Origin of the sequence: Collinsella aerofaciens ATCC 25986, assembly GCF_964259375.1 — a bacterium.
In the GTDB taxonomy this organism is placed as follows: Bacteria; Actinomycetota; Coriobacteriia; order Coriobacteriales; family Coriobacteriaceae; genus Collinsella; species Collinsella aerofaciens_BO.
The window spans coordinates 1-26,178 of record NZ_CAXVJM010000009.1 but is presented as its reverse complement, the minus strand read 5'-3'; the positions used below and the strand labels follow the sequence as shown (position 1 = coordinate 26,178).

The following is a 26,178-nucleotide window of genomic DNA, read 5'->3' as shown; positions in this document are numbered from 1 at the left end:
CCTATACGAAATTCTCAACCAAGGTATGGTACCAGCATTTTGTTTGACCTCGCCAAACGAACACGCTAAGCCAGTGCAGCTCGCGTATCAAACAGAGCCTTTGCAATCGCGGCCGTAACCTCGCTCGAACGGTCACTCCATGGCATCGATGTCATGACGCTCATGACATAGGTACGGCCATCGATGTCGATGAGGCCTGCATCGCATGTCGAATAGTAACCGTCCTCGCTAATCCAGCCTGCCTTGTTGCGCACCAAAACCTGCTCGTCCGCAATGCCATCGCGAATAAACGAGCGCGATGTTGATGTCAGAAGGCCCGACAACCACTGTGAAGTCTCGGTATCCATGCTCAGATACTCGCTCATCTCACGCCATAACCTCGCAGAAGTGCGCGGGCAGTAGGTCGGAAAATCACTCATCGGATCCAGTGCCGTTTCGTCATCAACACCCAGATTGGCAATCCAATCCTCATAGCCATCATGGTCAAACGCCGCGCGTAACGCGATAAACGAATCGTTGTCTGAGTTGGCGACGGCATTCTCGATAAGGTCGCGCACCGTCTGCCAGCCCATGCTGCAACCACCATACGTGGCTAAAGGCCCATCGAGCGACACCCGCCCCGATTCGACCAACGTCTCGCAAATATAGAGCGCATACAGCGCTTTGTAGCTGCTCGCTCCATACACCTCGACATCGGCGTTATACGTCACGCCCCTACCGCTCGATAGGTCGTAGAACACTACACCCACGTCGCCCAGCTCCTGCGCCCGACACAGGGCATCCTGGAGCGAGGCAAGGCTCTCATCCTCCAAGGCAGGAGTCTTGTTATCCACCAACGAGAAGGTCCGAACGGTATCACCCGAAGGGATATCGTTGAAGTCCGCCTTCGAAAGTCTCGTCTTGAGATCTGCCATCGACAGAGCTTGATCTGCCGACGCTTTGGACTTTGAAACCTTCTCGTTTTGCAGCTGTACCGTTGACGCATCTGGGCGCACCGTTCGCTCCGAGGCGTAGGTTTTAACGGTAATTCCGAGGATAATAACCGCCGACGTTAGCATCCCAATGGCGGCAATCTTCCTCACGCGGATGCGAGCGCCGGCAAGGCCACGCGAAGACGTGCCCTTCGTCTTATATCTGCTGCCATGCTGCGGCACATACTCGTCCCGCGATGCGATGTTTCGCACGTGGTCTCCTGACTGCCACCGTTTATATACGAGCAGTATGATACCGAGCAGGCATTTCTTTCCAAAGATATTCAGCGGCGTTTAAGGTGTCTTTAAAGAAACCACAAGCGTATTTATCCAAATGGCACGATTCTGTTGCGCATCTCACCGCAACCCAGAGAGCAGTCTTTTAAGGACGGGGCTCTTTGGCAATCAACTTGGTGCCCAGGGGCACTCATTTAAGTCTGTCCCCAATGAGTGCCTGAAAATGGCTCGCTAGCCGATGGCGTTTTTGAGTTCGTCGCGGCGCTTTTTCATGCCCGTCATGACGGCGTTGCGCAGCTCGGGCATGCGCGCGGTATCCATCTGGGGCACGCCCTCGAGCTTATAGGGAATGCCCAGCTGCTCATACTTGACAACGCCCATCGTGTGATACGGCAGCATTTCCAGGCCCACCACGTTGTGCCATGGAGCGATCAGACGACCGAGCTTCTCGCACTCCTCAACCGTATCGGTAATGCCCGGCACCACCACGTGGCGGATAACGACCTTAATCTTGCGGCGCGCAAGCTCATCACCAAACGCCAGGATGCGTGCGGGATCGCAACCGGTCAGCTTTTTATGCTCGACGGGATCGGCGTGTTTAATGTCGAGCAGCACCATATCGGTCTCGTTGAGCACGGCATCGAACTTCTCGGGATGCGAGGGGTCGAACGCATAGCCGCAGCTATCCAAGCAGGTGTGCACGCGACCATCGGGGTTGTTGTGCATGGCGCGGAACAGGTCGGCCAAAAACTCAGGCTGCAGGAGCGGCTCGCCGCCGGATACCGTAATACCACCGCTGCGGTAAAACTCATGGTTGCTCTGGAACTCGTCCATCAGGTGCTCGACGGTCACCATGGTGCCGCCGTTAACCGACCAGGTATCGGGGTTGTGGCAATACGCACAGCGCATGGGGCAGCCCTGAACAAACACCACAAAGCGGATGCCGGGTCCATCGACCGTTCCCATCGTCTCAATCGAATGCACGCGGCCCAGGACAAACGCAGAGTCCTCAGGACGAGCGTCCACACCCTCGAGCGTCATCTCAGCCATTCCCGCTACCTTGCCTCTCATTGGTTTTAGCTACATAAATGCCAGAGTCATTCTAGCCCATATGCATGATGGCGAAACGGTTTAGCGGTCAATTGGGTTGTTCTATTTGACCCCACGCAAGAGCGGCGGGTAGGTTGTCGCAACCCGCCCGCCGCCGAGGCAATAGAAATCGATAGACGCCAGACCTTACGCCTTGAGCGTGAGCACCGCACCGAAGGCGGTCGGGCCGCAATGGCTCGAGATGACGCCACCGACCTGAGTCCAGGTAACGTCCTTAAAGCCCAGGTCGTGCGCATAGACTTCCATGTCGTCGCGCAGCTCCTGGGAAAGGCCTACCGAATACGCCAGGCCAATGTGCGAGTAGTCAATCTCGCCCTTCTCAACCATGTGGTCAATAAAGGCGCGGGCGCATTTGAGCATAGAGCCGCGGAACTTCTTGGTCGCCACAAACTTACCGCCCGTTACCTCAATGCAGGGCTTTATCTTGAGCAGGTGGGCGCCAAGGAATGCCACGTTGGACAGACGACCGCCCGCCTTAAGGAAGGCTAGGTCGGTAGGAACAAAGCCCAGCAGCACACGGTCCATGACGGAATTCGTAAAAGCAAAGATCTCGTCGACGGTAGCATCTGGATGGGCTTCGATATACTTAGCGGTTTCGACGACAACGAGCGACTGGCCCACCGAGACAAAGCGCGTGTCCATGGAGAACACGTAGTCGCGCCCCTCTGCTGCAATCTTAGAGGACTGATGCGAACAGGTCGTGGCCTCGGAATACGCAAGATGCAAAATGGTCGCGTCAGGCTGCTCAGCGTGAATGCGGTCGTACACGTGAGCAAAATCCGCAGGCGCACAGCCACTGGTCTTGGGCATCACGCCAAACTCGTTGCAGCGCGAGTAAATCTCGAGCGGATCGATGGAGCCGTCCTCGACGGTCTCGTCACCAATCGTGACATGCATGGGCACGCGCACGATGCCGTAGCGCTCGCAGAGCTCCGGCGTCACATCCGACCCAGACTCAACCACGATTACGTACTTGCCCATTATTATCACGACCCATCTCGACATTGGCTTTTCAATACATGACACGCGCCGCCGCACTGCTGCACAACAGCGTCCAAGCGCCAAAGAGACGCCGTCCCTTGCACATAGCAAAGGACAGCGTCTCCCTGGAAAACTCCGTGCTTAACTGAGATTTTACACGGTTTATAAATGAGTGTTACTTACTCCGCAAACGGTAGCTATACACGATAAACGGTAGTTCGCTGCGGCAACTGCGACACATTCCACCCGGCAAGTCCAATCGTGCTCCACGCACGGTTAATGCGCGAGGCGGTAGAAACCCATCGACGCCGCACCCTCGGCATGCAACCCCATCGCCGAAACCGCCGGCGAATAGGTACGGCTCGTAAGTGCCGCCTCGCCGCTGTTGGCAAAAATCTCGACCATCGTAGTGTCCGAAAGCACGCGCAGGTCGCGAAGCTCGCTGAGCTCGATCGACCTTTGGTCGCGCCCATAGCCTTCGTCACCCATGTCGAGGGTAAGCATCCCGTCCGCATAACGTACAAAGACACCCTTGCGGATTTCGAGCTCGACCATCTTGGCGCCCTCACAGGAAACCACAAGATCAAACAGGCGTCCCGGCTCCTCAACGGTTTCACCGCCTGTCGCGCGAACGCAGTCGCCGCGCATCCTCTCAATCTCGTGCGCCGGCTGCTGGCAGAGCTTACCATCGCGCATGCTCAGCTCTCGCGGCACCGTCAACGCGCACTGCCACCCGCGCGCCACCGTCGGGTTTTCTGCCGTCGCATCGGGGCAACCCGACCATCCGATCATCAAACGCCGGCCTGCAGCATCCTCAAAGGACTGCGGAGCATAGAAATCAAAACCGGCATCGACCATCGGGGGCATGCCCTGCCCGACGATTTTAAAGCTCGGCGCCTCCCAATCGGCCTCGATGGGGAACCACACGCACTGATGCGGATTGCGGTAACGCCAACCATCGGCAGGCACACCCTGCGGACAGCAAACGAGAATAAGCTCGCCATCGAGCTCAAACAGATCGGGGCACTCCCACATAAAGCCAAACTTCTCGCCCAACTCAATGCGCGTCGCATAGCTCCAGTCCTCAAGATTGCGCGAGGTATAGACAAGCACGCAGCCACGGTCGTCTTTCGTACGAGCGCCCAGAACCATGTAGTAGATACCATCGTGCTCAAGGATCTTGGGGTCGCGCACGTGCGTACCGATATCGTCGGGGTAATCGACCGGTCCAACAGCTATGCACTTCTCGCCCAATTCGTCGGGATTCTCGGCAACCATATGAATCTGGTTTTGCTCACGGCCCGTCAACACGTAGTCGTAATCATCGCGGTCAAAATGCTTGACGTTGCCGGTATAGAAGTAGTGAATCTTGCCATCGCGTACAAAGGCAGAACCAGAATACGCTCCGTTCGAATCCAAATCGGAATCGGGGAACAGCACAGGGCCGTGATTCTCGTACGTCACAAAATCCTTTGTCGTCAGATGGTTCCAAAGCACTGGACCGCCATGCGCAGCATCGAACGGATCGTATTGATGATAGATGTGATACGTATCACCAATCTGAACCAAACCGTTGGGGTCGTTGAGCCAGCCAAGCTCAGGCTCCACATGGAACAGGAGCCTATCGGGGTCGGACGCGATGCGACCAGCCGTCTCATCCTGTCCGGCACGCCACTGATCATAGTCCGCGCGTGTCACCTTATTTTTTTGATTAAACATCGCCATTGACTTTCTCGTCTATAGGGAAGGACGCTCGACTCGCACGAGCCGAGCGCCCTTCCTCAAATGGACTTATCCGCACATTACGCTGAACGGCTCAACTAGAAGCTGACATCGAAGCCAGCACCAGCGCCCTCTTCATCGGTGGTCGGAACGCCCTTTGCCTTGTTGTAGGCAAAGATCAAGAAGATCGGCACGATAAAGGCGATAAGATTACCAGCCACATACCACACGAGAGTCTCGGGCGTAACGATGAGCAGGCCAAGCACACCGGTCAGACCCTGACCGATAGCGCGCACTTCAAAGAACTTCACGAAGGCACCGCCGCAGCCTGCACCGATGCATGCGCAGATGAACGGAATGATCGAATAGCGCATGTTTGCAGCGAAGATAGCGGGCTCGGAGATACCGACCAGCGTCGGAATAAAGGACGACATGCAGATGTTGCGCTCTTTGGAGTGCTTCTTGTGAATGAGGTACATGCCGATGGCGCCGCCGCCCTGGGCGATGATGGAAACCGACCAGATGGCCTGGATGTAGTTGAAGCCAGTCGTGGCAACGAGGTTGGCCTCGATACCCTGGATGAACTGATGCGTACCGGTAACGACGAGCGGCTGCAGGAACGCGGCGAAGACAAAGGCACCAAAGACGCCCATTCTGTTGTACAGGACATCGATTACGCCAGCGAGGACGTCGCCGATCAGGTTGCCGAGCGGGCCGAACACGGTGAACAGGGCAACGTTAGCAAGAATCAGGGTAACGGTCGGGACAAAGACAAACGAGACGACCTCGGGGATGTACTTCTGGGCAATCTTTTCGACCTTGGCCATAAACCAGGCAGTCAGGATTGCAGGGAACACACCGCCCTGGAAAGCAACCATGGGAATGGATAGCGGACCGAAGTTCCAGTACTCAGCACCCGTCGGGTCCATAACGAACGTGTTACGGTTCATAAGACTCGGGTGAACCATGACGATACCGACGAGGATGCCCAGGATCGGGTTACCGCCAAAACGCTTGACCGCGCTGTACATAACCAGGACAGGCAGGTAGTCGAACGTGGTGGCGATAATGGCAAAGAAGCTTGCGAGGTTCTTGAGGAACTCGCTGTGATCGGCGAGACTGCCCTCCATGCCAAAGAGGCCGTTGGCAACGATCAACGACTTAAGGCCGATGATGATAGCGGCACCGACGAAGGCAGGAATGATGGGGATAAAGATGTCCGAGAACACCTTGAGGACCGAGAAGAACTTGCCTTTCTTGTCCGCCTCGGCACCCTTGACCTCGGAAGCGCTAATCTCCTTGACGCCCGTCAGAGCCATAAACTCATCGTAAACCTTGTTGACGGTACCGGTACCAAAGATGATCATGAGCTGGCCGCTGTTGTACAGCACGCCCTTGACGCCATCGATGTTCTCGAGCTCGGCCTTGTTGTATTTGCTCGTATCCTTGAGCACCAGACGCAGACGGGTCACGCAATGCGTGGCGCCCTCGATGTTCTCCAGTCCGCCGACGTTGTCGACGACTTGCTGGGACACTGCCTTGTAGTCCATGTTCCTCTCCATTCCTTTTCTAAATCATAAAACGGTTCGTTGCCGCTACAGAGACGCGATCGTTGCGTTTGCGCACTTGAGCGCACCGTCGGTGACGGTAAGCGCCACACCCTGGCCCTGCTTGTTGCAGAAGCGAGCGTTGAGCGCAACATCATCGACAAAGATGGTCGCGATGTCGTCGTCGACGACCAGACGCACATGGTGAGTGCCCTCGCCCTTAAAGAACAACGGACGCTCGAGGCCCATGTTGTTGACCTGGAACCACGGGTACTGGGGAGCCGGCGTGAACTCGAGCTTGCCCTCGCGCAGGTTGGCGCGGAACTCATAGGCAAGACCGGTCTCGGCGTCCTCGGCGAACTTGACCGAGAAGCCGGCAGCGTTACCGCCGAGCTCAATGTCGGCATCGAGCAAGTAGGTGGAGCCGGCATCCGCGGCGAGCACCTGCTCGACCTTGCCCGACTCGCAGGAAAGCTCAAAGGTCTCGACTGCCTTAGCCTCGCCAAAGGCGCCAAGCATGCTGTCGGGGAGCTTGGTGCCGAGCGTTCCGTCGGCACGCTGAACGATCTCGAGGGGCATAAAGGTGCCACCCCATAGGTAAGAGCTGGGGTCGCCGCCCTCGTCACGCGTAGGAACCCAACCAAAGAGAACGCGACGCTCGCCATCGAATGCGGTGCGAGCGGCGTAGTACGCGCGGCCGTCGAAGGAGTCGTCAGCGGGGGTAATCCAAGGACCGTTGATGGACTTGGACATGCGGTAACGGGTCTTGTTGCCGTCGCTGTACTCGGAAAAGACGAGGTACCACCAGTCGCCCATCTTAAAGAGATCAGGCATCTCAAACATGGTGTACAGGCCCGGGTTCCACCAGTCGCCCTGGAACTCCCAGTTGGTCAGATCCTTGGAGGTGAACTTGACCAGGCGGCCGGTCATCAGACGCTTGTCCTCGCCCACACGCGTGCCGAGGATGAGCATGTACTCTTCGTTCTCCTCATCCCAAAGCACAAAGGGATCGCGCCAGTTGCGGTCATCGTAACCCTCCTGGGGCGGAAGCAGCGTCTCGGCGATGTTCTTCTCCCACTTGACGGCGTCGTCGCTCGTTGCGTGAAGAAGAACCTGCTTCATCAAACGTGCGCGGACCTTATCGCGATTGCAACCAGTGTAGAGCGCATGGTACTTGTCGCCCACCTTAAACACCGTGCCGGCATAAATGTACTGGTCGACTTCCTCGTCGCCGCCACGCTCAAGGCTCTCGCCAAAGTCCTTGTAGTTGACGAAATCCTTGGTCGTAGCGAGTGCCCAGCCAAACGGCTCTCCGAAAGGTTCGGGGTTACGCGTGTCACGCTGATGATAGAGATAGAACGTGCCGTCCTCGCCGTACGGCATGATGTCGCCTACCCAAATTCCCTCAGGCTGGTAATACACCTTGTGCATCCGAGACTTCCTTTCCACGACATACTAACTCGGTACAATGGCAAGATATGTCAATCGTTTTCATATGTCAAACGTTTTCACACCAATACGTCTTTTCGCAGTTCCAGTCGTCGGCAAACGGTTGACATATGCCGATGAACGGTCATCAGAGGCGTTTGAGGAATTCTTTTGGCACGGGATGAACTACGCGGTTTTGCCCTCAATGAGTTCAACGGGGAGCTTGATATTCGATTCGGGATTATCGCCGTTAATAAGAGCGATGATGGATTGCGCCGCGAGCTCTCCGATGCGATCGATATCTTGACGTACGGTTGTTAAGTCAGGCATAAACGTCATAGTTCGGCGGGCACCATCCGCGCCCACGACCTTAATATCGTCTGGAGCGCTCAAGCCGCGCTGCTTCATCACGTTGAGACAGATGGCCGCCATCGTATCGTCTCCCGCAAAGATGCCGTCAATATCGGGATTCTCATCGAGGATCTTCGCAACGACCGCGCCCTTTTCGTCGTCGGGCTTAACGAACTCAACCTCACGGACAAGCGCGGACAAACCGGCCTGCTCAACAACATCGAGGTAGGCATCGGTACGCTTATTGGCAGGCATGCGCATGCGGCTATTGCTGCGCAGGCACAGGATACGCCTGCAGCCGTCATCAATCAGACGGCGCGTGGCGAGCTCGCCAATGCCATAGCTGTCACTTGCAATCTGGACAGAGCCCTCGCCAAGATCGCAGTCGATGCCAACCAGGCTCAAGCCCATCTCGGCATATGCCTCGGCACCGATATTGAGGGAGTTGACGATGACGCCGTCGACCATATTGCGGCGGAGCATGTCAATATAGGAACGCTCAAGATCGGGTCGATTGGCGCTGTTGCACAGCAACATCTTAAAGCCGTTTTCCGCTAACGTGCGCTCGACCGCCTGCACAACCTGAGCATGGAACGGGCTGCTCACAAAGGGAACGATCATACCGATAAGATTCAGGCGACCGTTGAGCATGGCACGGGCGATATCGTTGGGCGTATAGTTGATGCGCTCCATCGCGGCATGGACCTTATCGCGGGTCTCTTGGCTAATATAGCCGCGATTATTAAGCACGCGAGATACCGTAGTAGGCGAAACCCCCGCCACCGCCGCAACTTCCTTGATGCCAGGCTTAGCCGTATCCTTAGAACGAGCACTCTCGCGAGCCATAGCACCCTCCCCCATCAACATGTCATACGTTTACATACGAACAAAGCATACCCCAACAACAGCGGGAAGACGGTAACAGCACAAGTAAGTAAACGACTCATCCAACTAATTAGGAGAGTTCCGCCTAAAGGGTGACTCCGAAGAACCCCGCTTGGCCGTTTTTGGGTTATTTTCCAAAACATCCCGCAGGACGCAAAGAGGCCCCGCCGCGCAACGCGCGCAGCGGAGCCTCTTTGCATGTCCGAGGACGTTTTGGAAAATAACCCAAAACCGGCCCCAGTAATCCTACAGGAGTTAAATCCCTTTAGAACTTGTTGTGGAAGGTACGCGAAATGACCTCGTCCTGCTGCTCCTTGGTGAGCGTGTGGAAGTTCACGGCATAGCCGGAAACGCGGATGGTCAGCTGCGGGTACTTCTCGGGGTGAGCCTGAGCATCGAGCAACGTCTCACGGTTGAAGACGTTGATGTTCAGGTGATGGCCACCCTTCTCGGCGTAAGCGTCGAGCATGTGGACCAGGTTATCGGCCTGAGTCTCGGAAACTTCAGAAACCTTCATAATGTGTCTCCTTCGATCGATAGGCGCCGGCCGAAACCGGCGCGCTAATCAGTAATCGTTATTGTTAGTATAGCACTAACAATAGTTACTCGCCCAGCTGATCAAGGTCGATATCGCCAAAGAACACCTGGTCCTCCTTGCCGAGCGCACCCGGGATGATGGAGAAGGTGTTGGAGATGCCGTCCTGAGCATCGCGGAACGGGAGCTTGGAAACCGAAGACAGCGAAGCGATGGCGCCGTGGCTATCGCGCTTGTGCATGGGGTTAGCACCCGGGGCGAACGGCTGGCCAGCCTTGCGGCCGTCAGGCGTGGAACCGGTCTTCTTACCGTACACGACGTTGGAGGTAATGGTCAGAACCGAGGTCGTGGGCACGGAGTTGCGGTAGGTGTCGTTCATGCGGATGTACTCCATGAACTGGTGCACAACGTCGTGAGCGATCTGGTCGACGCGGTCGTCGTCGTTACCGTACTTGGGGAACTCGCCCTCGGTCTCGAAGTCGACGATGATGCCGTTCTCATCACGGACGGGGTGGACCTTGGCGTACTTGATGGCGGACAGGGAGTCAGCCACGACGGAAAGGCCAGCGATGCCCGTAGCGAACCAGCGGTGCACGTGCTTGTCGTGCAGAGCCATCTGGATGCGCTCGTAGCAATACTTGTCGTGCATGTAGTGAATGATGTTCAGCGAGTTGACGTACACGCCAGCGAGCCACTTCATCATGTCGTTGTACTTGGCCACAACGTCGTCGTAATCGAGCGTATCGCCCTCGACGGCGCGGTACTTGGGGCCGACCTGCTTCTTGGAGACCTCGTCAACACCGCCGTTGAGCGCGTAGAGCAGGCACTTGGCCAGGTTGGCACGGGCGCCGAAGAACTGCATCTCCTTGCCGATGCGCATGGAGGACACGCAGCAGGCGATGCCGTAGTCGTCGCCGTGGTAAACGCGCATGAGGTCGTCGTTCTCGTACTGGATCGAGGAGCTGGCGACAGAAGTCTTGGCACAGAACTTCTTGAAGTTCTCGGGCAGACGGGTCGACCACAGAACGGTCATGTTGGGCTCGGGGCTGGTGCCCATGTTCTCGAGCGTGTGCAGGTAGCGGTAGCTCATCTTGGTAACGAGCGTACGGCCGTCAACACCCATGCCGCCGATGGACTCGGTGACCCACTGCGGGTCGCCGGTGAACAGGGCCTGGTACTCGGGGGTACGGGCAAACTTGACCATGCGGAGCTTCATGATGAAGTGATCCACGAACTCCTGGATCTGCTCCTCGGTGAAGGTACCGTTGGCAAGGTCGCGCTCAGCGTAGATGTCGATGAACGTGGAGGTACGGCCGATGGACATAGCGGCGCCGTTCTGCTCCTTGACGGCAGCGAGGTAGGCGAAGTACATCCACTGGATGGCCTCCTGCGTGTTGGTAGCAGGGTTGGAAATATCGAAACCATAGGTCTCGGCCATCATCTTGAGCTCGCCGAGGGCGCGGATCTGCTCCTGCAGCTCCTCGCGATCGCGGATGTTGTCGGCGGTCATGACCGTCGGGGTGGAAGCCTTCTGGGCCTCCTTGTCCTTGATCAGGTAGTCGACACCGTACAGGGCGACACGACGGTAGTCGCCGATGATGCGGCCGCGGCCATAGCCATCGGGCAGACCGGTGATGATGTGAGCCGAGCGGCAAGCACGCATCTCGGGGGTGTAGACATCGAAGACGCCAGCGTTGTGGGTCTTGCGCTCGAAGGTGTAGCGCTCGACAACGTTCTCGTCGACCTTGTAGCCGTGCTGGCTGGCAGCCTGGCAAGCGATGCGGATACCACCGTTGACGTGCAGCGCGCGCTTGAGCGGCTTGTCGGTCTGGAGGCCGACGATGGTCTCCTTCTCGCGGTGGGCGTTATCGATGTAGCCAGCGGGGTGGCTCACGATACCCGTGACAGTCTTGGTGTCCATATCGAGGACACCGCCCTGCTCGCGCTCCTTGAGCAGCAGGTCGAGAACCTCGCCCCACAGCTCCTTGGTACGCTCGGTCGGACCGGCGAGGAACGACTCGTCGCCCTCATAGGGGGTGTAGTTCTTCTGGATGAAGTCTCGGACGTCAACTTCTCCCGTCCAGATGCCTTCCTTGAAGCCTTCCCATGCCTCCTGCATTGTGTAACCACGCTCCTAGTTACGTGTAATGCGGCGCTCTCTCACACCGCTGCTTATTGAATTCTTGAATTATCGGCTTGCACTACCGGCTTCTTCCGTTCTTCACCACACGTTGGTACAGGGAAAAACGTTTGTCCACCTTGGAACTGCAACCCAAAACCCAAGATTTCACCCGTTTGAGAAGGATAACATAGCCACCCCCTTCATCAGGGCTGTTATATGTTTCTTTTTTTATACCATTAGGGCGTTTTTAACAAATCCGCAGGAAATGCGAGCGCGAGCAACTACCGTTCACCGATTTGTTTGGTATTTTTCCTTGCCTTTGTACGACGTTCGCTCTAGCTGTTATGCCAGCTTTAGCAGAGTAAAGTGCCCCAGAGACCCCGCAGAAACTGCAGGGCGGCCACGGGATTTCCCCCGGGACCGCCCTGTGGCATGGTTAGTTATTTAGCTTTGATTGCCGCTTGGCATTAGGCGGCTGCGGCGGCCTTGTCGGTCGTTGCCTTGCTGTGGCCCTGACCCTCAAAATGCTTGTAGCACCAGCTGGTGACCAGCGGGGTCAAAATGGCCGTCACGATAGCACATGCTGCGACCTGCGCCGTAGCCGTCGCGAGCACCGCGCCGCCGTACATGGCCTCGTTGACGCTTGCCATGGCAGCAGGCGTGGCCACATTGGCTCCGGCGCAGCTCGAAATGGCCGCACCTGCGACACCCGTACCGCCCGTGAGCTTATCGACCGCGATGACGGGAATTGCAAAGACCACCGAGCAGATCACGCCGAGCAGGATGCCGGGAAGACCACCGTTGATAAGCTGGCCAAAGGTCATGGTCGAGCCCATGGCAAAGAAGACGAGCACGATGATGGCGGAAAGTGCCGGTGCCATCATCTTCTTAAAGCTCGGGAAGAGGTTACCCAGAATAATGCCGACGACGATCGGCAGGATGGCGCCCACGAGCGACCAGCCGATCGGAGCCTGACCGGCAGCGCCGAGCACGATCATCGTGACCGGAGGGCCGACAACCAGCGTGGTGATTGCGACGGCACCACGTTCGGCCTCATTGCCCATGGTGCCCATCAGTCCAGCGTACATAGCGTTGTTCGCACCCGTGCAAGCGGCCAGCATCACCATGGCCGAGATACCAAACAGGTTGTCGTTGAACACATAAAGGATGAGCAGCGACACGGCAACGACCACGATCTGCTTGACGGCGATGATGATGGCGCCGCGGGCAGCGGCGGCAGGAGCGCTCTTAAACGAAATCGTCGTACCGACGATGAGCAAAAAAGCGCCCACGAGCGGGCCTGCGCCCTGCTGGGTCATGCCGAGCGTAAAACTGCCGAGCGTTTTGAACAGGTCGGGGAACAGCGTGTTGAGCAGGCAGCCCAGCAAAAGCGGCACCAAAATATTGGCACCCGGGATGGAGGACATCTTAAAGAACGGCTCCTTTGCCGCCGGCGCCTCCACCGCAGTCGATTCACTCATTTATATCTCCTTTTGATGCGTGTGACACGCGGCCGCACGCGCCTATGTCAGAAAGAAGGCGACAACCCCGAGTCGCCAGGGTCGCCGCCAAACGATCGCCGCGGGGTATTACCCGTCCAGGACGATACCGCCGTCGCAGTCACCGATCTCGCCGTTCACGAAGCTGGCGAGGTCGGAAGCGAAGAACAGCACCATCTGCGCAGGCTCGCTTGCCTGGGCGGCACGGCCCAGAGGAATACCGTTGATGATGCGCTGAGAGTTCTCGTCAGAGAGAATCGAGGTCATATCGGTAAGGGTGAGCGACGGGCACACGGCGTTGCAGCGGACGCCAAACTTGCCGCCTTCCTTGGCGACTGCCTTGGTTAGACCGTTAACACCGGCCTTGGAGCTCGCGTAAGCCGCGGTGCCGAGCAGGCCGCCACCGATCTTGCCCGCAACGGAACTCACGTTGACGATAGTGCCGGCATGGGCCGCCTTAAAGTGCGGGTACACAGCATTCATCATAGTGAAGGTACCGTTGAGGTTGATGTCGATGGTACGACGCCACTCGGTGTCATCGATCTCGTCGAACTTCTTGGTGCTGATGACGCCAGCGCAGTTGATCAGGATGTTGGTTTGCGGCAAATCGGTGAAAATCTGCTCGACAGTCTCGCGCGCCTTGGGCGCATCGGCAACATCGAGCTGATAGAACTTGTTGCCCTCGCCAAGCTCGGCCACGGCGGCCTCACCCTTGGCAGCGTTCCTTGCGATGAGCGCGACGTGTCCGCCGCCCGCGACGATGCCCCTGGCGATCTCGAGGCCAATGCCCTGAGTGCCACCCGTGACAATCGCGGTCTTGCCCGTGAAGTCAAATGCCATGACTCCATCCCCCTTTATATAAGGTGTCTCCTTGCGGGAAGTTGGAGCATCGCACGTGGCGATTATATGAGTCCCAGTCGTCATGGTGGTGACAACCCCTCGCCTAACCGCGTACATGATAATTCTTTGAAACGCTACAATTATTGAATGATTTTAAGTCTTTATACGCTCTTTATATTGACTGGCAGCCACGTAGATTTTTGGGACATGCCTCAAAATCTGCCGGTTAGGATGCGCGCACATGGTATCATCTTTCACCGAAAATAGTTTCTAGTGTTAGGGGTTTTCGGTGGAAGATACCGATTTCCATGAGCTTGGGCGTCAGCTCTTAGCTGAGTTTGGCAGCATGCATCAGCGCATTTCGCGCTTTGCGGACAAAGCTCTCGGCGGCGAGATGGCTGTCATGCGCGCCCTCATACTCGCTGGCGGCACGCTCACGCCGAGCGAACTCGCTGATCGCGCCTGGGTCTCGAGCGCCCGCATCGCCAATATCCTACGCGCTCTCGAAACCAAGGGCTGGGTTGAGCGTGAGCACTCAAAAACCGACCGTCGTCGCGTGCACGTCACGGTGACCGATAAAGGCCGACAAGGTCTCGAAAGCAAACGTCGGGAATTCGAGAACCGCACCGCGGCCTTCCTCGAGCAGCTCGGCGAAACAGATACCCAAGAGATGGTGCGCCTTCTAAGACGCGCCAACGAAATTATCGACCGCAATCAAGAAAGGAGAGATGCCGAGTGAGGATTCTCAAGCTCTTTAAAAAGCATGTCCCAGCACTGTTCGCAGCTATCGTACTTATCGTAATCAGCTGCAACGCCGATCTGGCACTGCCTACCTATATGAGCGACATCGTCGACGTGGGCGTGCAGCAAGGCGGCATCGCCTCGCCCGTGCCCGACACCATTCGTGCCGAATCGCTCGACGACCTCGAACTCTTTATGAGCGCCAAGGACGCCAAGACAGTAGAAGCTGCGTTTGGCAAGGCAGACAAAAACGGCATTCGCACGTACAGGGGAACCGAGGATGAGCGCGCCGACGGCAGCAAGCTCGCCGATATCATGAGCCTGCCCGAGACCGTCGTCCTTTCGCTCAACCAAGGCATCGACGCCAGCTCCATGGGCGACATGATGGGCACGTCCAGCGAGGAGGGCAACAACGCCGCCCCGTCCATGCCCACCCCCGAGCAGATGGCAGCAATGACGCCCGAGCAGCTCGCCGAGATGCAGCAGAAGGCCGCAGCGGCGCAGAATATGCAAAAGCAGATTGATGCTGACGGCGGTAAGATCACCATGAAGAGTCTGCGTCTAGGCGTTGAAGGCGACCTAATCGACCAAAGCAAGCTCGTCGAGGGCACCAATGAAATGGCGGACAAAATGGGCTCCATGTCGGGCTCCATCGTGACCCAACGCGCCGTGAGCTATGTGCAAGACGAGTACAAGGCGCAGGGTATCGACCCCGCCGACGTGCAGAACGCCTACCTGGGCCGCATGGCGACCACGATGTTTGGTCTGTGTCTGGTATCGTTGGTCGCCACCATCCTGACCGGTGCCGTGGCTTCGCGCACCGCCTGCTCCATCGCCCGCGACCTGCGCCGCGAGACCTTCAACAAGGTTATGCACTTCTCGCCGGCCGAAGTGGGCAAGTTTAGCCAGGCCTCGCTCATCACCCGCTGCACCAACGACATTCAGCAGATTCAGATGGCCGCAACCCTGTTTATCCGCATGTGCCTCATGGCCCCCGTCATGGGCATCGTCGCCGTCATGCGCGTCCTGGCCAACCACACCGGCCTGGAGTGGACCATCGCTGTGGCCATCATCGCGGTTTCGGCTGTCGTCGGCGTGCTCATGGGCCTCACCATGCCCAAGTTCAAAAAGATGCAAAGTTTTGTGGACCGCGTGAACCTTACCGCCCGCGAGCTGCTCGACGGCCTGATGCCCATCCGCTCGTTCAACCGCGAGGAGCATGAGCTCGAACGTTTTGACAAGGCATCACTCGACCTGATGACCACGCAGCTCTACACCAACCGCGCCATGAGCTTTATGATGCCGCTCATGATGCTCGTCATGAACTGCATCACCGTACTTATCGTCTGGTTTGGCGCGCAGGGCGTGTCCGACGGCGTGATGCAGGTCGGCAACATGATGGCGTTTATCTCCTACACCATGCAGATCGTCATGGCGTTTATGATCCTCACCATGGTTTCGGTTATCCTGCCCCGCGCCGAGGTCGCAGCCGAGCGCGTGGAAGAGGTCATCACTTGCCCCACCAGCATCAACGACCCTGTCTCGCCCAAACTGCCCGCGGCCAGCGCGCCGCGCGGTGAGCTCACCTTCCGCGACGTGAGCTTCCAGTATCCCGATGCCCGCGCCGACGTCATCAGCGGCGTAAACTTCACCACGCACGCCGGTCAGATGCTCGGCATCATTGGTTCCACGGGCTCGGGCAAGTCCACACTTGTGCAGCTGATTCCGCGCCTGTACGACGTCACGGGCGGCAGCATTTCGCTCGACGGCATCGACGTGCGCGACATGACCCTTTCCGAGCTGCGCCGCCGTATTGGTTACATCCCGCAGCAGGGGCGCCTGTTCTCGGGCACCGTCGAGAGTAACCTCAAGTTTGCCGGCGACATGGTGAGCGACGAGGACATGCACGAGGCCGCACGCATCTCCCAGGCCGAGGACTTTATCGCCGAGCGCGAGGACGGCTATGACTCCCCCATCAGCCAGGGCGGCTCCAATGTCTCGGGCGGTCAGCGCCAGCGCCTGGCCATCGCCCGCGCCCTGGCCAAAAAGCCCGAGGTCGTGGTGTTCGACGACTCGTTTAGCGCCCTCGACTACAAGACTGACGCCCGCCTGCGCGAGGAGCTGGCCAAAAACGTCACTGACGCTGCACTCGTGGTCGTGGCCCAGCGCATCGCGACTATCATGCACGCCGACCAGATTATCGTGCTCGACGACGGTCACGTGGTGGGCGCCGGTACGCACGAGGAGCTGCTGCATAGCTGCCCGGCGTACCTGGAGATCGCACAATCGCAGCTTTCCGCCAAGGAGCTGGGGCTCACCCAAGAAGAAATTGCAGCCGTTATGGAAGGAGGCGAGCGCTAATGGCAGACGAAACCAAGACTCAGATCCCCAAGCCCACCCGCCAGCGCGGTCCCATGGGCCGCATGGGTGGCATGGGCCGCGGCGAAAAGGCCAGGGACTTTAAGGGCACCATGAGGCAGCTGCTCGGCTATATTGGCCAGCACAAGATTGCCGTGTTTGCCGCCGTCGCCTTTGCCGTGTGCTCGGTCATCTTTAATATCGTGGGGCCTAAGGTGCTCGGCCAGGTTACGACCAAGCTGTTTGAGGGCCTGGTTGCCAAGGTCAACGGCACCGGCGATGTCGACTTTAACTGGATCGCCAAGACGCTCGGCTTTTTGCTCTGCCTGTACCTGGCAAGCTCTGTTTGCAGCCTCATCCAGGGCTGGCTCATGACCGGTGTCACGCAAAAGATCTGCTACCGCATGCGCAAGGAGATCGCCGCCAAAATTGCCGTCGTACCGATGAGTTACTTCAACGGTCACAGCAAGGGTGACGTGCTCAGCCGCATCACCAACGACGTCGATACGCTCGGCCAGTCGCTCAACCAGAGCGTGACGCAGCTTATTACGTCCGTCACGCAGATTATCGGCGTGCTCGTCATGATGTTGTCGATCAGCCTGCCGCTTACCGGCGTCACCGTGCTCACGCTGCCGGCCGCCGCGATTATCTTGACCGTAATGATTCACTTCTCGCAGCCGTACTTCCGCGAGCAACAGCAGGTCCTGGGCGCCGTCAACGGCATTATCGAGGAGGACTTTGCCGGCCAGAACGTCATTCAGGTGTTCGACCGCGCCGAGGCCTCAATCGAGGAGTTCGACCGTCAAAACGACCGCCTGTTTATTAGTGGCTGGCGTTCGCAGTTCCTGTCGGGCCTGATGATGCCGCTTATGAGCCTGGTGGGCAACATGGGTTACGTGGGCGTTGTCGTGGTGGGTGCGCAGCTCGCGCTGACCGGCAATGCCACGCCCGGCGACATCCAGAGCTTTATCCAGTACGTTCGCAACTTTACGCAACCCGTACAGCAGCTGGGCAACGTGAGCAACACGATGCAGTCGATGGCCGCTGCCACCGAGCGCGTCTTTGAGTTCCTGGCCGCGCCCGAGGAGGAGCAGAAGGCCGACGCGCAGATTCCCGAGAAGCGCCCCGGGCACGTGGAGTTCGACCATGTCAAGTTTGGCTACACGCCCGACAAGACCATCATCCACGACTTTAGCTGCGAGGCGCAGCCCGGCCAGACCATTGCCATCGTCGGTCCCACCGGCGCTGGCAAGACTACGCTCATCAAGCTGCTGCAGCGCTTCTACGATGTGGACGGCGGCTCGCTGCGCGTCGAGGGTGTCGACGTGCGAGACTGGGATCGCGCGGCACTGCGCGGCGAGTTTGCCATGGTGCTGCAGGATACCTGGCTGTTTAACGGCACCATCCGCGAAAACATCCGCTACGGACGCCCCGATGCGAGCGATGCCGAAGTCGAGGCCGCCGCACGCGCCGCACGCTGCGACCACTTTATCCATACGCTCGCCGGCGGTTACGACTTTACGATCAACGAGGAGGGCACCAACCTGTCGCAGGGTCAGCGCCAGCTCGTGACCATCGCCCGTGCCATTTTGGCCGACCGTCCGGCGCTGATTTTGGACGAGGCGACCTCCAACGTTGACACTCGTACCGAGGAGCTTATTCAGCGTGCCATGGATGCGCTAATGCAGGGCCGCACGAGCTTTGTCATCGCGCACCGCCTGTCCACGATCCGCAATGCCGACGTGATCTTGGTGATCCGCGACGGCGACATCGTCGAGAAGGGCACGCACGACGAGTTGCTCGCCCAGGGCGGCTTCTACGCCGACCTGTACAACTCGCAGTTCGACGAGGCGGCGTAAATTCTGCCGCAGGGAACGAATAACGCCCGAGAACGGGGGCGCAGGACAACCTGCGCCCCCGTTTTTGTTCTGCGGCCCTTGAGCCGCCTCCCCTGGGACCTGATTGACAGCCCCTTCGAGGCCCCGTGGGCAAAAAAGGGCAAATATGAGTACTGTTACCTTTTTAGTAACAACCAAAACAGCCCCAAATGCTGCCCACACGGCTTGCAAGCGCCCCTAAATTACTCAAATAGCTCTATAGCGGGCCTATATGTGTTGAGGTTAATGAACATATTTTCTGTTATGTCTATTATCTTATGCCGGCAATATGGCACTACGATAGCAACAGTACTCATATTTGCCATTTTTTGCCCACAGGGCCTGGAGAAGGCCAACAGGGTAGTCATTGGGGACGTTCTTAAACGACCAGTCAAACAAGAACGTCCCCAACGACTACTCATTTAATTACGTCCCCAATGAGTGCTCGGAGCAAGACAACGCCGCAGGTGGAGAACGGACAGCGAGCGCCGTCCAGAGCGAACAAGTTGGCATGAAAAAGGCAAGACATAGACCTTCTGGTCATGCCTTGCCTTTTGAATGACAAATTGTCGCTCTGGGCGGCGCGCAGCGTCGGCCGGTCCGCCGTTCGGTAGAACGGCGGAACCTAGATACGCTCTGCGATCTCGCGAATGAGGTAGTCGGTCTTTTCCCAGCCCAGGCACGGGTCGGTGATCGACTTGCCAAAGACGCCGCCGTCGACCGGCTGGTTGCCGTCCTCAAGGTAGGACTCGATCATAAAGCCCTTGACCAGCCTGGAGATAGCTTCGTTGCGGCGGCAGCTGTCGAGCACCTCCTTGCAAATGCGATACTGTTCCAGCGGACGCTTGCCCGAGTTGTCATGGTTGCAGTCGATGACCGCTGCCGGATTGGCATAGCCGGCGTGCTCGGTATAGCGCTCGGCCAGGCGCTCGAGGTGCTCGTAGTGGTAGTTGGGGTAGGTGCGCCCATCGAGACCGATGTAGCCACGCATAACGGCGTGCGCGAGCGGATTGCCGTCGCACTCGACCTCCCAGTTGCGGAAGATGAAACTCTGATGCGCCTGAGCGGCGTAGATGGAGTTGAGCATGACAGTGGTGGAACCGGCAGTAGGATTCTTCATGCCCACAGGCACCGAAATACCGCTCGACACCAGACGGTGCTCCTGGTTCTCGACCGAGCGCGCGCCCACAGCGACGTAGCTCAGCAGATCGACAAGGTACTGATAGTTAGAGGGGTAGAGCATCTCGTCGGCGGTAAAGAAGCCGGTCTCCTCGATGACGCGCAGGTGCATGTGGCGAATGGCCTTGACGCCCTCGAGCAGGTCATCGGGCGCCTCGGGGTCGGGATTGTGCAGTAGGCCCTTGTAGCCGGTACCCTTAGTGCGCGGTTTGTTGGTGTAGACGCGCGGAATGATAATGAGCTTGTCCTTGACCTCCTCGGCGGTTTTGGCCAGGCGGTTCATGTACTCGAGGACCGAATCCTCGCGATCGGCAGAGCACGGGCCGATGATGAGCACCTTGCGCGCGTCCTCGCCGGTAAAGACCTTGGCGACCTCGGCGTCAAATGCCTGCTTCTTAGCGGTAAGCTCGGCGGAAAGCGGCATTTCCTCGCGGATCTCCATGGGGATCGGCAGCCTGCGTTTGAAATCCATGGCCATAGGGGCCTCCTCAATCTATAGAGAGAGCAATAAGCGTATTGTCGAGTGCTCGGCATTATCCGCTGTCGCACGCTAAAGTGCAAGCACAGCCTACTAAAAAGGGAATGAATCGACACAAGGGCCCGCTCACCACGAGAGTGGATAATCTCCCGTTTTTGGCCCATGTTCGCGCTCAAAGTGGGAGATTATCCACTCTCGTCGGGCAAGCGTCCAAAAACCCACACCGACCAAAAAGGGACGGGTTTATTTTGGCAGGTTTTATCTGGGCAAACGTCAACAGCCGTAGGAGAGCTGCTTTCCCTCGCGGCGATCTTCTAACAGAAAAAACTGAGTGAGTAGACTTTTTGCAGGAGGCGAAGCACGACCAAATGCGCCACAGTTCTGACCTGCGGTTTTATTGGGCGCCACCCGCGATGTGCTCGACAGATCCAAAAAAGTCTACTCACTTGGCCTTGAGACTCATCAGTCAGACAAAAAAACGCCGCGAAGGGGGGCTGGACTCCCTTCGCGGCGGTTGTTCGCACTGGTTTTGCGACGGTTTTGTCCGCTTGTTACTCGCTGTAGCGGGTGGCGATGGCAGCTTGTACCATGCCGGCGCTCATGAGGTAGGTCACCAGGAAGTAGCCACCATAGGCCGCCAGGAAGATTGCACAGGTGAGGCCCACGGTGCCGCCGATGCTCATATCTCCGAATATGCTCACCAGCTCGATAATCACCTTGAGCGCCACAAAGGAGTGCGCCAGGCCCACTGCCAGCGGGAACAGGAAGAACACCGCTTGCTGCGCCATCACCGAATGGCGGATCTGGCGGTCGTCACAGCCGATTTGTGCCAGCACACGATAGCTGCGGCTGCCGTCGGCCACGTTGGAGAGTTGCTGGATCGACAGAATCGCCGCGCATGCAACGACCAGTACAAAGCCAATGTAGATGGCCAGATAGCTAATCATGCCGTTCATCTGCGCCGCCTGCGTATACATCTCGGAGCGCTTGATGAAGACTCCCCACGACCCCGGCTCCTTGCCGTCAACGAGCAGATCGTCGAGCAAGGTGTATTTAATGCTCTCGTCTGCCTCGGTCGTATCCATCCCCTGTTTGTAATTAACGAGCAGATTACTGGCATACGGCTGCAGATTAAGCTGGGACAGCAGCTCATCGGCTACGACCACGGTGCCGGGATTGCTGCCCATCGCCGAGTTGGCGATGGCCGCCGTGTCCTCGTCCGCCTTATCGGTTGCGGGCTTGAGCGTATGCCCGCCCAAGGTAAGGGCATGGCCGCCAGCCATATACTTGGTGTACAGGTCGCCCAGCTCACCGCCCATATCACACGTGAGCAGATACTGGTCGCGGCCAATGCTCACCGGCTCCTCGCCCATCATCTGGCGCAGCTTGTTGTACTGGCTCGCCGGCGTCACATACAGACCCATCGCATCGGCGTTGCTTCCCTCGAGCGCCTTGGGGAGCTTTTCTCCCATGGCCTTGCACATCTCACCCGCCACCACCGAGGGGCCCGAGCCGCCAAGCGGGTAACTCAGATACGAATCGATCTGCACATGCTCACCGGCAACATCGGCGATATTGACCTTCTTGCCGGTCTCGTCGTTGTTGTCCGCCGACTTGCCCTTAATACCGTCTGCAACGTTATCGGAATTGATACGATCGCCGTGCCATGCGGAGTACAAATCGACCGTTGTATCGGCCAACACCATGCGATCGGCCTCAGACGGATTGACATACTCTTTGTAGTAGTCGAGCGTTTCGGGCGTGTAATAGACATACGTCTGAGACACGTCAACAGGGTTATAGCGCTCCAGGTTTTCGTTCATCACATTGGCAATAGACATACCGCACGTCACCGAGGTGATGGCCAAAAACAGGATCATCGCGATGACGCCCATCGAAAAGCACACCGTATTGACCTTGGCCGAAAGCTGACGCACGGTAAACATATTGAGGCCGCGCCAATACACGCTGCGCAGACTCTGCAGCAGCTTGATAAGCATGCCCGAGAGTCCCCAGAACAGGGCAAAGGTGCCCACGGTAACCATAGCGGTCGTAATACCAAACTGGTTCATGGCCTCTTGCAGCTTGCTGTCCGTCGCGGTTAGCGGGAACCCATCACGTAGCAGACGGTAATAGGCCACGCCCACAAGCACCACGCCCACGGCAAAGATGGCAATCGCGATCCAGGGGTTGCGTGTCTTGATGCTCTCGTTGCGACGCTCGGCACCCATAAGCTCGATGAGTTTGGTACGACGCACGGCGCGAAGGTTCAGCAGTAGCGTGAGCACAAACATCACGAGCATGCAGGCAAGGGTCAGGTTGAACGCATGCACCGAGAAAAAGAAGTGGAAATTGGCGATTTGCGTCTTAAAGAGTGAGGCCGTAAAGAATGTCATGAGCTGGGAGAGTCCCACACCCAGCACAATGCCGACGACAAAGGCCACGACCGATACTATCACGGTCTCGAGCGCCATGATCGTGGCGACGCGCCCACGCCCCATGCCGAGTACCTGGTACAGGCCAAACTCCTTTTTGCGGCGTTTCATGATGAAGTTATTGGCATACACCATCAAAAAGGCCATGACACCGGCCAAAAAGTACGTCAGGTAGCCGAGCATGCTGCCCATAACCTGCGCCAAGCCCTCTTCATCGATTCCGGCGATGTCGACCTGCATCGAGATGGTGTTAAAGGCATAGAAGACCGTGACGCCCAGGGTGAGCGTCAAAAGGTAGACGAGGTAGTCGCGGCCGGCGCGGCGGACGTTGCCCCAAGCGAGTTTACAGAGCATCGGAGCCCTCACCGCCCATCATGGCAACGACCTCCATAATGCGGTCGAAGAACTCTCGGCGGTCGGTGTCGCCGCGGCGCAGCTCGGTGAAGATCTTGCCGTCGCGAATAAACAGCACACGGCTCGTGTAGCTGGCGGCAAAGCTGTCGTGCGTGACCATGAGCACGGTGGCGCGTAGGCGGCGGTTAAGGGCCTCCAGGCTCTCGAGCAGCAGGCGAGCGCTCTTGGAATCGAGGGCGCCGGTGGGCTCGTCGGCCATAATCATGGTGGGGTCGGTGACGAGCGCGCGAGCCGCGGCAACGCGCTGCTGCTGGCCGCCGGACATCTGATAGGGATACTTGTCGAGCACCTGACTGATAGACAGACGCGCGGCCACATCCTGCACGCGGGTCGAGATCTCTGCCGAGTTTGTGCGGGCGATGGTGAGCGGCAGGGCGATGTTCTCGCGTGCCGTGAGCGTATCGAGCAGGTTGGAGTCCTGGAAGATAAAGCCGAGCTCCTCGCGGCGGAACTGCGAAAGCTTAGCCTGCTTCATGCGTGTTACGTCCTGCCCGTTGATGCGGATCGTGCCACTTGTGGCGCTATCGATGGTCGACACGCAGTTGAGCAACGTCGACTTGCCCGAGCCCGAGGCGCCCATGATGCCAACAAATTCGCCGCGGTTGACGGTAAAGCTGACGTCATTGAGCGCGCGGGTCACATTGCCCAGCGCGCCATATACCTTTTCGAGATGCGCGACCTCCAGTACCGGGGTCGCCATGTGCGTGGTTTGCATACCGAGTCCTTTCTTGCGATTAGTCTACGGCATCTATAGTCGCAAGAAGCCGAGTCGGCTACCATCGATATGGCTTACGCTTGCCTTACCGTTGTGTAAGGTACGGGTAGCTAGCCTGTCACTTGTTGATGTTGAGAGAGGACTCCTGTTGAAGACTGTTCATGTTGCCGCTGGGATCATTCGCAAGGAAGGATCCGATGAGCTGCTTGCCGTGCAGCGCGGCTATGGCGACATGCAGGGACTTTGGGAGTTCCCCGGCGGCAAACTCATGCGCGGCGAGACGCCCGAGGACGCTGTGCGCCGCGAGCTTATGGAAGAGCTGCAGGTGAAGGTCACCAACCTACGCGATTTCTATACCGTTGAGTACGACTACCCCGATTTTCATCTCTCCATGGAATGCTACTACTGCTCGCTCGCCGATGAATCCGATGAGCCCCAGAAGCACGACCGCCAGCTCGATATCCGCTGGATTCCGCGCACCTCGCTTGCCACCGTTGAGTGGATGCCCGCCGACAAGGGGCTTATCGATGCTCTGATTGAATTAAAGGAAGATCGGCTTGAGGCTAACGGCGCTGAGGCCACCGCGGCAGACGAATCTGCTACCAAGCCCAAACGTAAACCTAAGCGCCGCAGCAAAAAGCGTCCCAAGCCCGGCCTGCTGGACGGCATCGACACCTCGGACCTCTCCGCTGACGAGCGCGAACTCGTCCGCCGTCGCGCCGCCATCAAAAAGTCCATGAAGGGCAATAAGCGCGCCAACACCAAGCCCGAGTTGCTCGTACGACAGCGCCTGCGCGCAGCGGGCCTTACGGGTTATCGCTTGGAATGGAAGGTTCCCGGCAAGCCCGACATCGCCTTCCCCGGCCGCAAGATCGCCATCTTTGTCAACGGCTGCTTTTGGCACCGCTGCCCTAAGTGCAATCCGAGCCAGCCCAAGCGCAACGTTGAGTTTTGGGAGGCAAAGTTCCGTCGCAACGTCGAGCGCGACCGCGCTGCCGTGGCAGCACTCACTCAAATGGGCTGGACGCCCATAACCATCTGGGAATGCGAACTCAAAAAGGACCGCATCGACGCCACCATGGAAAAGGTCATCGAGCAGGTGCGGGCCGCAGGGCCGCAGCGCTAGGAACGAGCCATCCACACGCCCCACACAAGCGAGCCACATCCGCGCCACAAACCTTAGAAAGCCCTTAAGCTCAAAACCTTTCAAGAGTGTTACTCGATACCTCTGACCTGCAGTTTCATCGTAACACCAAACCAGGTTAAGCCTTTCTTTAGCGCTTCTTTGCAGCAGCCGCGGCATAATACTGCCAACGCACGGGACCTAGCAGCACACCCCGTGCGCAACCTTTTGGTGGACATCGAGGAGGCCGCATAAGCATGCATTCTTCCAATGACGCAACACAGCAGCCATCCCTAAAACATGCAGACCCTTTCTCCTTCCCCCCGACACAGAGAGACGGCCTCCTCGACTCCCCCACCACAAAAGCCAAACGCTCAACCAACCAGAGCCACAACTTGCGAGCATCGTTCGAAAAGCTCCAAGCATCCCTAGACAAAACCTTCCCCAACCAAGCCCGGGCATACTAGCCCCTCATCAACAAAGCGCCCAGCGCGCCCCGCCCTTTCCGCTCCAACGCCACAAGGGCGATTGAGCAGGACGGCTTGGGCGGGTCCCCGTACTTAGTTTCCAAAATCATTCCGCAGCGCGAAGGCCCCCGTTGCCAACGCTTCATAGAAGCGAGGCAACGGG

General features: G+C 58.0%; 18 protein-coding genes. 4 read left to right on the top strand and 14 right to left on the bottom strand.

Features of this window, described 5'->3' with window-relative positions; translation table 11 throughout:
- Positions 1-65 precede the first annotated feature (65 nt).
- From ACEXKH_RS05400 to ACEXKH_RS05350, 11 genes are all read right to left on the bottom strand, one after another.
- On the bottom strand, positions 66-1,184 hold the full coding sequence (locus ACEXKH_RS05400; protein WP_373573367.1) for a serine hydrolase: 1,119 nt from the start codon (positions 1,182-1,184) through the stop codon (positions 66-68).
- Positions 1,185-1,439: 255 nt separating this feature from the next.
- Positions 1,440-2,258 (bottom strand): pyruvate formate-lyase-activating protein, encoded by an 819-nt coding sequence (pflA, locus tag ACEXKH_RS05395; protein ID WP_373573366.1) that lies wholly within the window; start codon positions 2,256-2,258, stop codon positions 1,440-1,442.
- Positions 2,259-2,444: 186 nt separating this feature from the next.
- Entirely contained in the window at positions 2,445-3,299 is an 855-nt protein-coding gene (locus ACEXKH_RS05390; RefSeq protein ID WP_229107990.1) for a DegV family protein, read from the bottom strand.
- Between the two features lie 276 nt (positions 3,300-3,575).
- A complete protein-coding gene (locus ACEXKH_RS05385) occupies positions 3,576-5,018 on the bottom strand; it encodes a glycoside hydrolase family 32 protein (protein WP_373573365.1) in 1,443 nt (480 codons plus the stop codon).
- A 101-nt stretch (positions 5,019-5,119) separates the two neighbouring features.
- Positions 5,120-6,571, bottom strand: a complete 1,452-nt coding sequence (locus ACEXKH_RS05380) for a PTS transporter subunit EIIC (protein ID WP_055285415.1) — start codon at positions 6,569-6,571, stop codon at positions 5,120-5,122.
- Positions 6,572-6,616: 45 nt separating this feature from the next.
- The gene (locus ACEXKH_RS05375) at positions 6,617-7,999 is read right to left on the bottom strand and encodes a family 43 glycosylhydrolase (protein ID WP_035137642.1); all 1,383 of its coding nucleotides are present in this window, start codon (positions 7,997-7,999) and stop codon (positions 6,617-6,619) included.
- Positions 8,000-8,182: 183 nt separating this feature from the next.
- A complete protein-coding gene (locus ACEXKH_RS05370) occupies positions 8,183-9,193 on the bottom strand; it encodes a LacI family DNA-binding transcriptional regulator (protein ID WP_229090598.1) in 1,011 nt (336 codons plus the stop codon).
- 304 nt (positions 9,194-9,497) lie between these two features.
- Positions 9,498-9,749 carry an autonomous glycyl radical cofactor GrcA3 gene (gene grcA3, locus ACEXKH_RS05365; RefSeq protein ID WP_055252439.1) on the bottom strand — a complete coding sequence of 84 codons (252 nt, stop codon included), beginning with the start codon at positions 9,747-9,749 and terminating at the stop codon, positions 9,498-9,500.
- Positions 9,750-9,834: 85 nt separating this feature from the next.
- Positions 9,835-11,886, bottom strand: coding sequence for a formate C-acetyltransferase (gene pflB / locus ACEXKH_RS05360; protein ID WP_117629918.1), 2,052 nt, complete (start codon positions 11,884-11,886; stop codon positions 9,835-9,837).
- Positions 11,887-12,356: 470 nt separating this feature from the next.
- Entirely contained in the window at positions 12,357-13,370 is a 1,014-nt protein-coding gene (locus ACEXKH_RS05355; RefSeq protein WP_117564719.1) for a 2-keto-3-deoxygluconate permease, read from the bottom strand.
- Positions 13,371-13,478: 108 nt separating this feature from the next.
- Positions 13,479-14,228, bottom strand: coding sequence for an SDR family NAD(P)-dependent oxidoreductase (locus ACEXKH_RS05350; RefSeq protein WP_373573364.1), 750 nt, complete (start codon positions 14,226-14,228; stop codon positions 13,479-13,481).
- 289 nt (positions 14,229-14,517) lie between these two features.
- On the opposite strand from ACEXKH_RS05350, the gene ACEXKH_RS05345 reads away from it, so the two are divergent.
- From ACEXKH_RS05345 to ACEXKH_RS05335, 3 genes are read left to right on the top strand one after another with little or no spacing between them, the layout of a single operon-like run.
- Positions 14,518-14,967 carry a MarR family winged helix-turn-helix transcriptional regulator gene (locus ACEXKH_RS05345; protein ID WP_373573363.1) on the top strand — a complete coding sequence of 150 codons (450 nt, stop codon included), beginning with the start codon at positions 14,518-14,520 and terminating at the stop codon, positions 14,965-14,967.
- Positions 14,964-17,330, top strand: a complete 2,367-nt coding sequence (locus ACEXKH_RS05340) for an ABC transporter ATP-binding protein (protein WP_373573362.1) — start codon at positions 14,964-14,966, stop codon at positions 17,328-17,330. Before ACEXKH_RS05345 ends, ACEXKH_RS05340 begins: the two co-directional genes overlap by 4 nt.
- On the top strand, positions 17,330-19,186 hold the full coding sequence (locus tag ACEXKH_RS05335) for an ABC transporter ATP-binding protein (RefSeq protein WP_373573361.1): 1,857 nt from the start codon (positions 17,330-17,332) through the stop codon (positions 19,184-19,186). Before ACEXKH_RS05340 ends, ACEXKH_RS05335 begins: the two co-directional genes overlap by 1 nt.
- 643 nt (positions 19,187-19,829) lie before the next feature.
- On the opposite strand, the gene ACEXKH_RS05330 is transcribed toward ACEXKH_RS05335, so the two are convergent.
- From ACEXKH_RS05330 to ACEXKH_RS05320, 3 genes are all read right to left on the bottom strand, one after another.
- Positions 19,830-20,861, bottom strand: coding sequence for a 3-deoxy-7-phosphoheptulonate synthase (locus tag ACEXKH_RS05330; RefSeq protein ID WP_373573360.1), 1,032 nt, complete (start codon positions 20,859-20,861; stop codon positions 19,830-19,832).
- A 551-nt stretch (positions 20,862-21,412) separates the two neighbouring features.
- Positions 21,413-23,650, bottom strand: a complete 2,238-nt coding sequence (locus ACEXKH_RS05325) for an FtsX-like permease family protein (protein ID WP_373573359.1) — start codon at positions 23,648-23,650, stop codon at positions 21,413-21,415.
- A complete protein-coding gene (locus ACEXKH_RS05320; RefSeq protein WP_006234847.1) occupies positions 23,640-24,425 on the bottom strand; it encodes an ABC transporter ATP-binding protein in 786 nt (261 codons plus the stop codon). Before ACEXKH_RS05320 ends, ACEXKH_RS05325 begins: the two co-directional genes overlap by 11 nt.
- A 148-nt stretch (positions 24,426-24,573) precedes the next feature.
- Here ACEXKH_RS05320 and vsr point away from each other — a divergent pair, with 148 nt between their 5' ends.
- A complete protein-coding gene (gene vsr, locus ACEXKH_RS05315) occupies positions 24,574-25,551 on the top strand; it encodes a DNA mismatch endonuclease Vsr (protein ID WP_373573358.1) in 978 nt (325 codons plus the stop codon).
- The last annotated feature ends 627 nt before the right edge of the window (positions 25,552-26,178 follow it).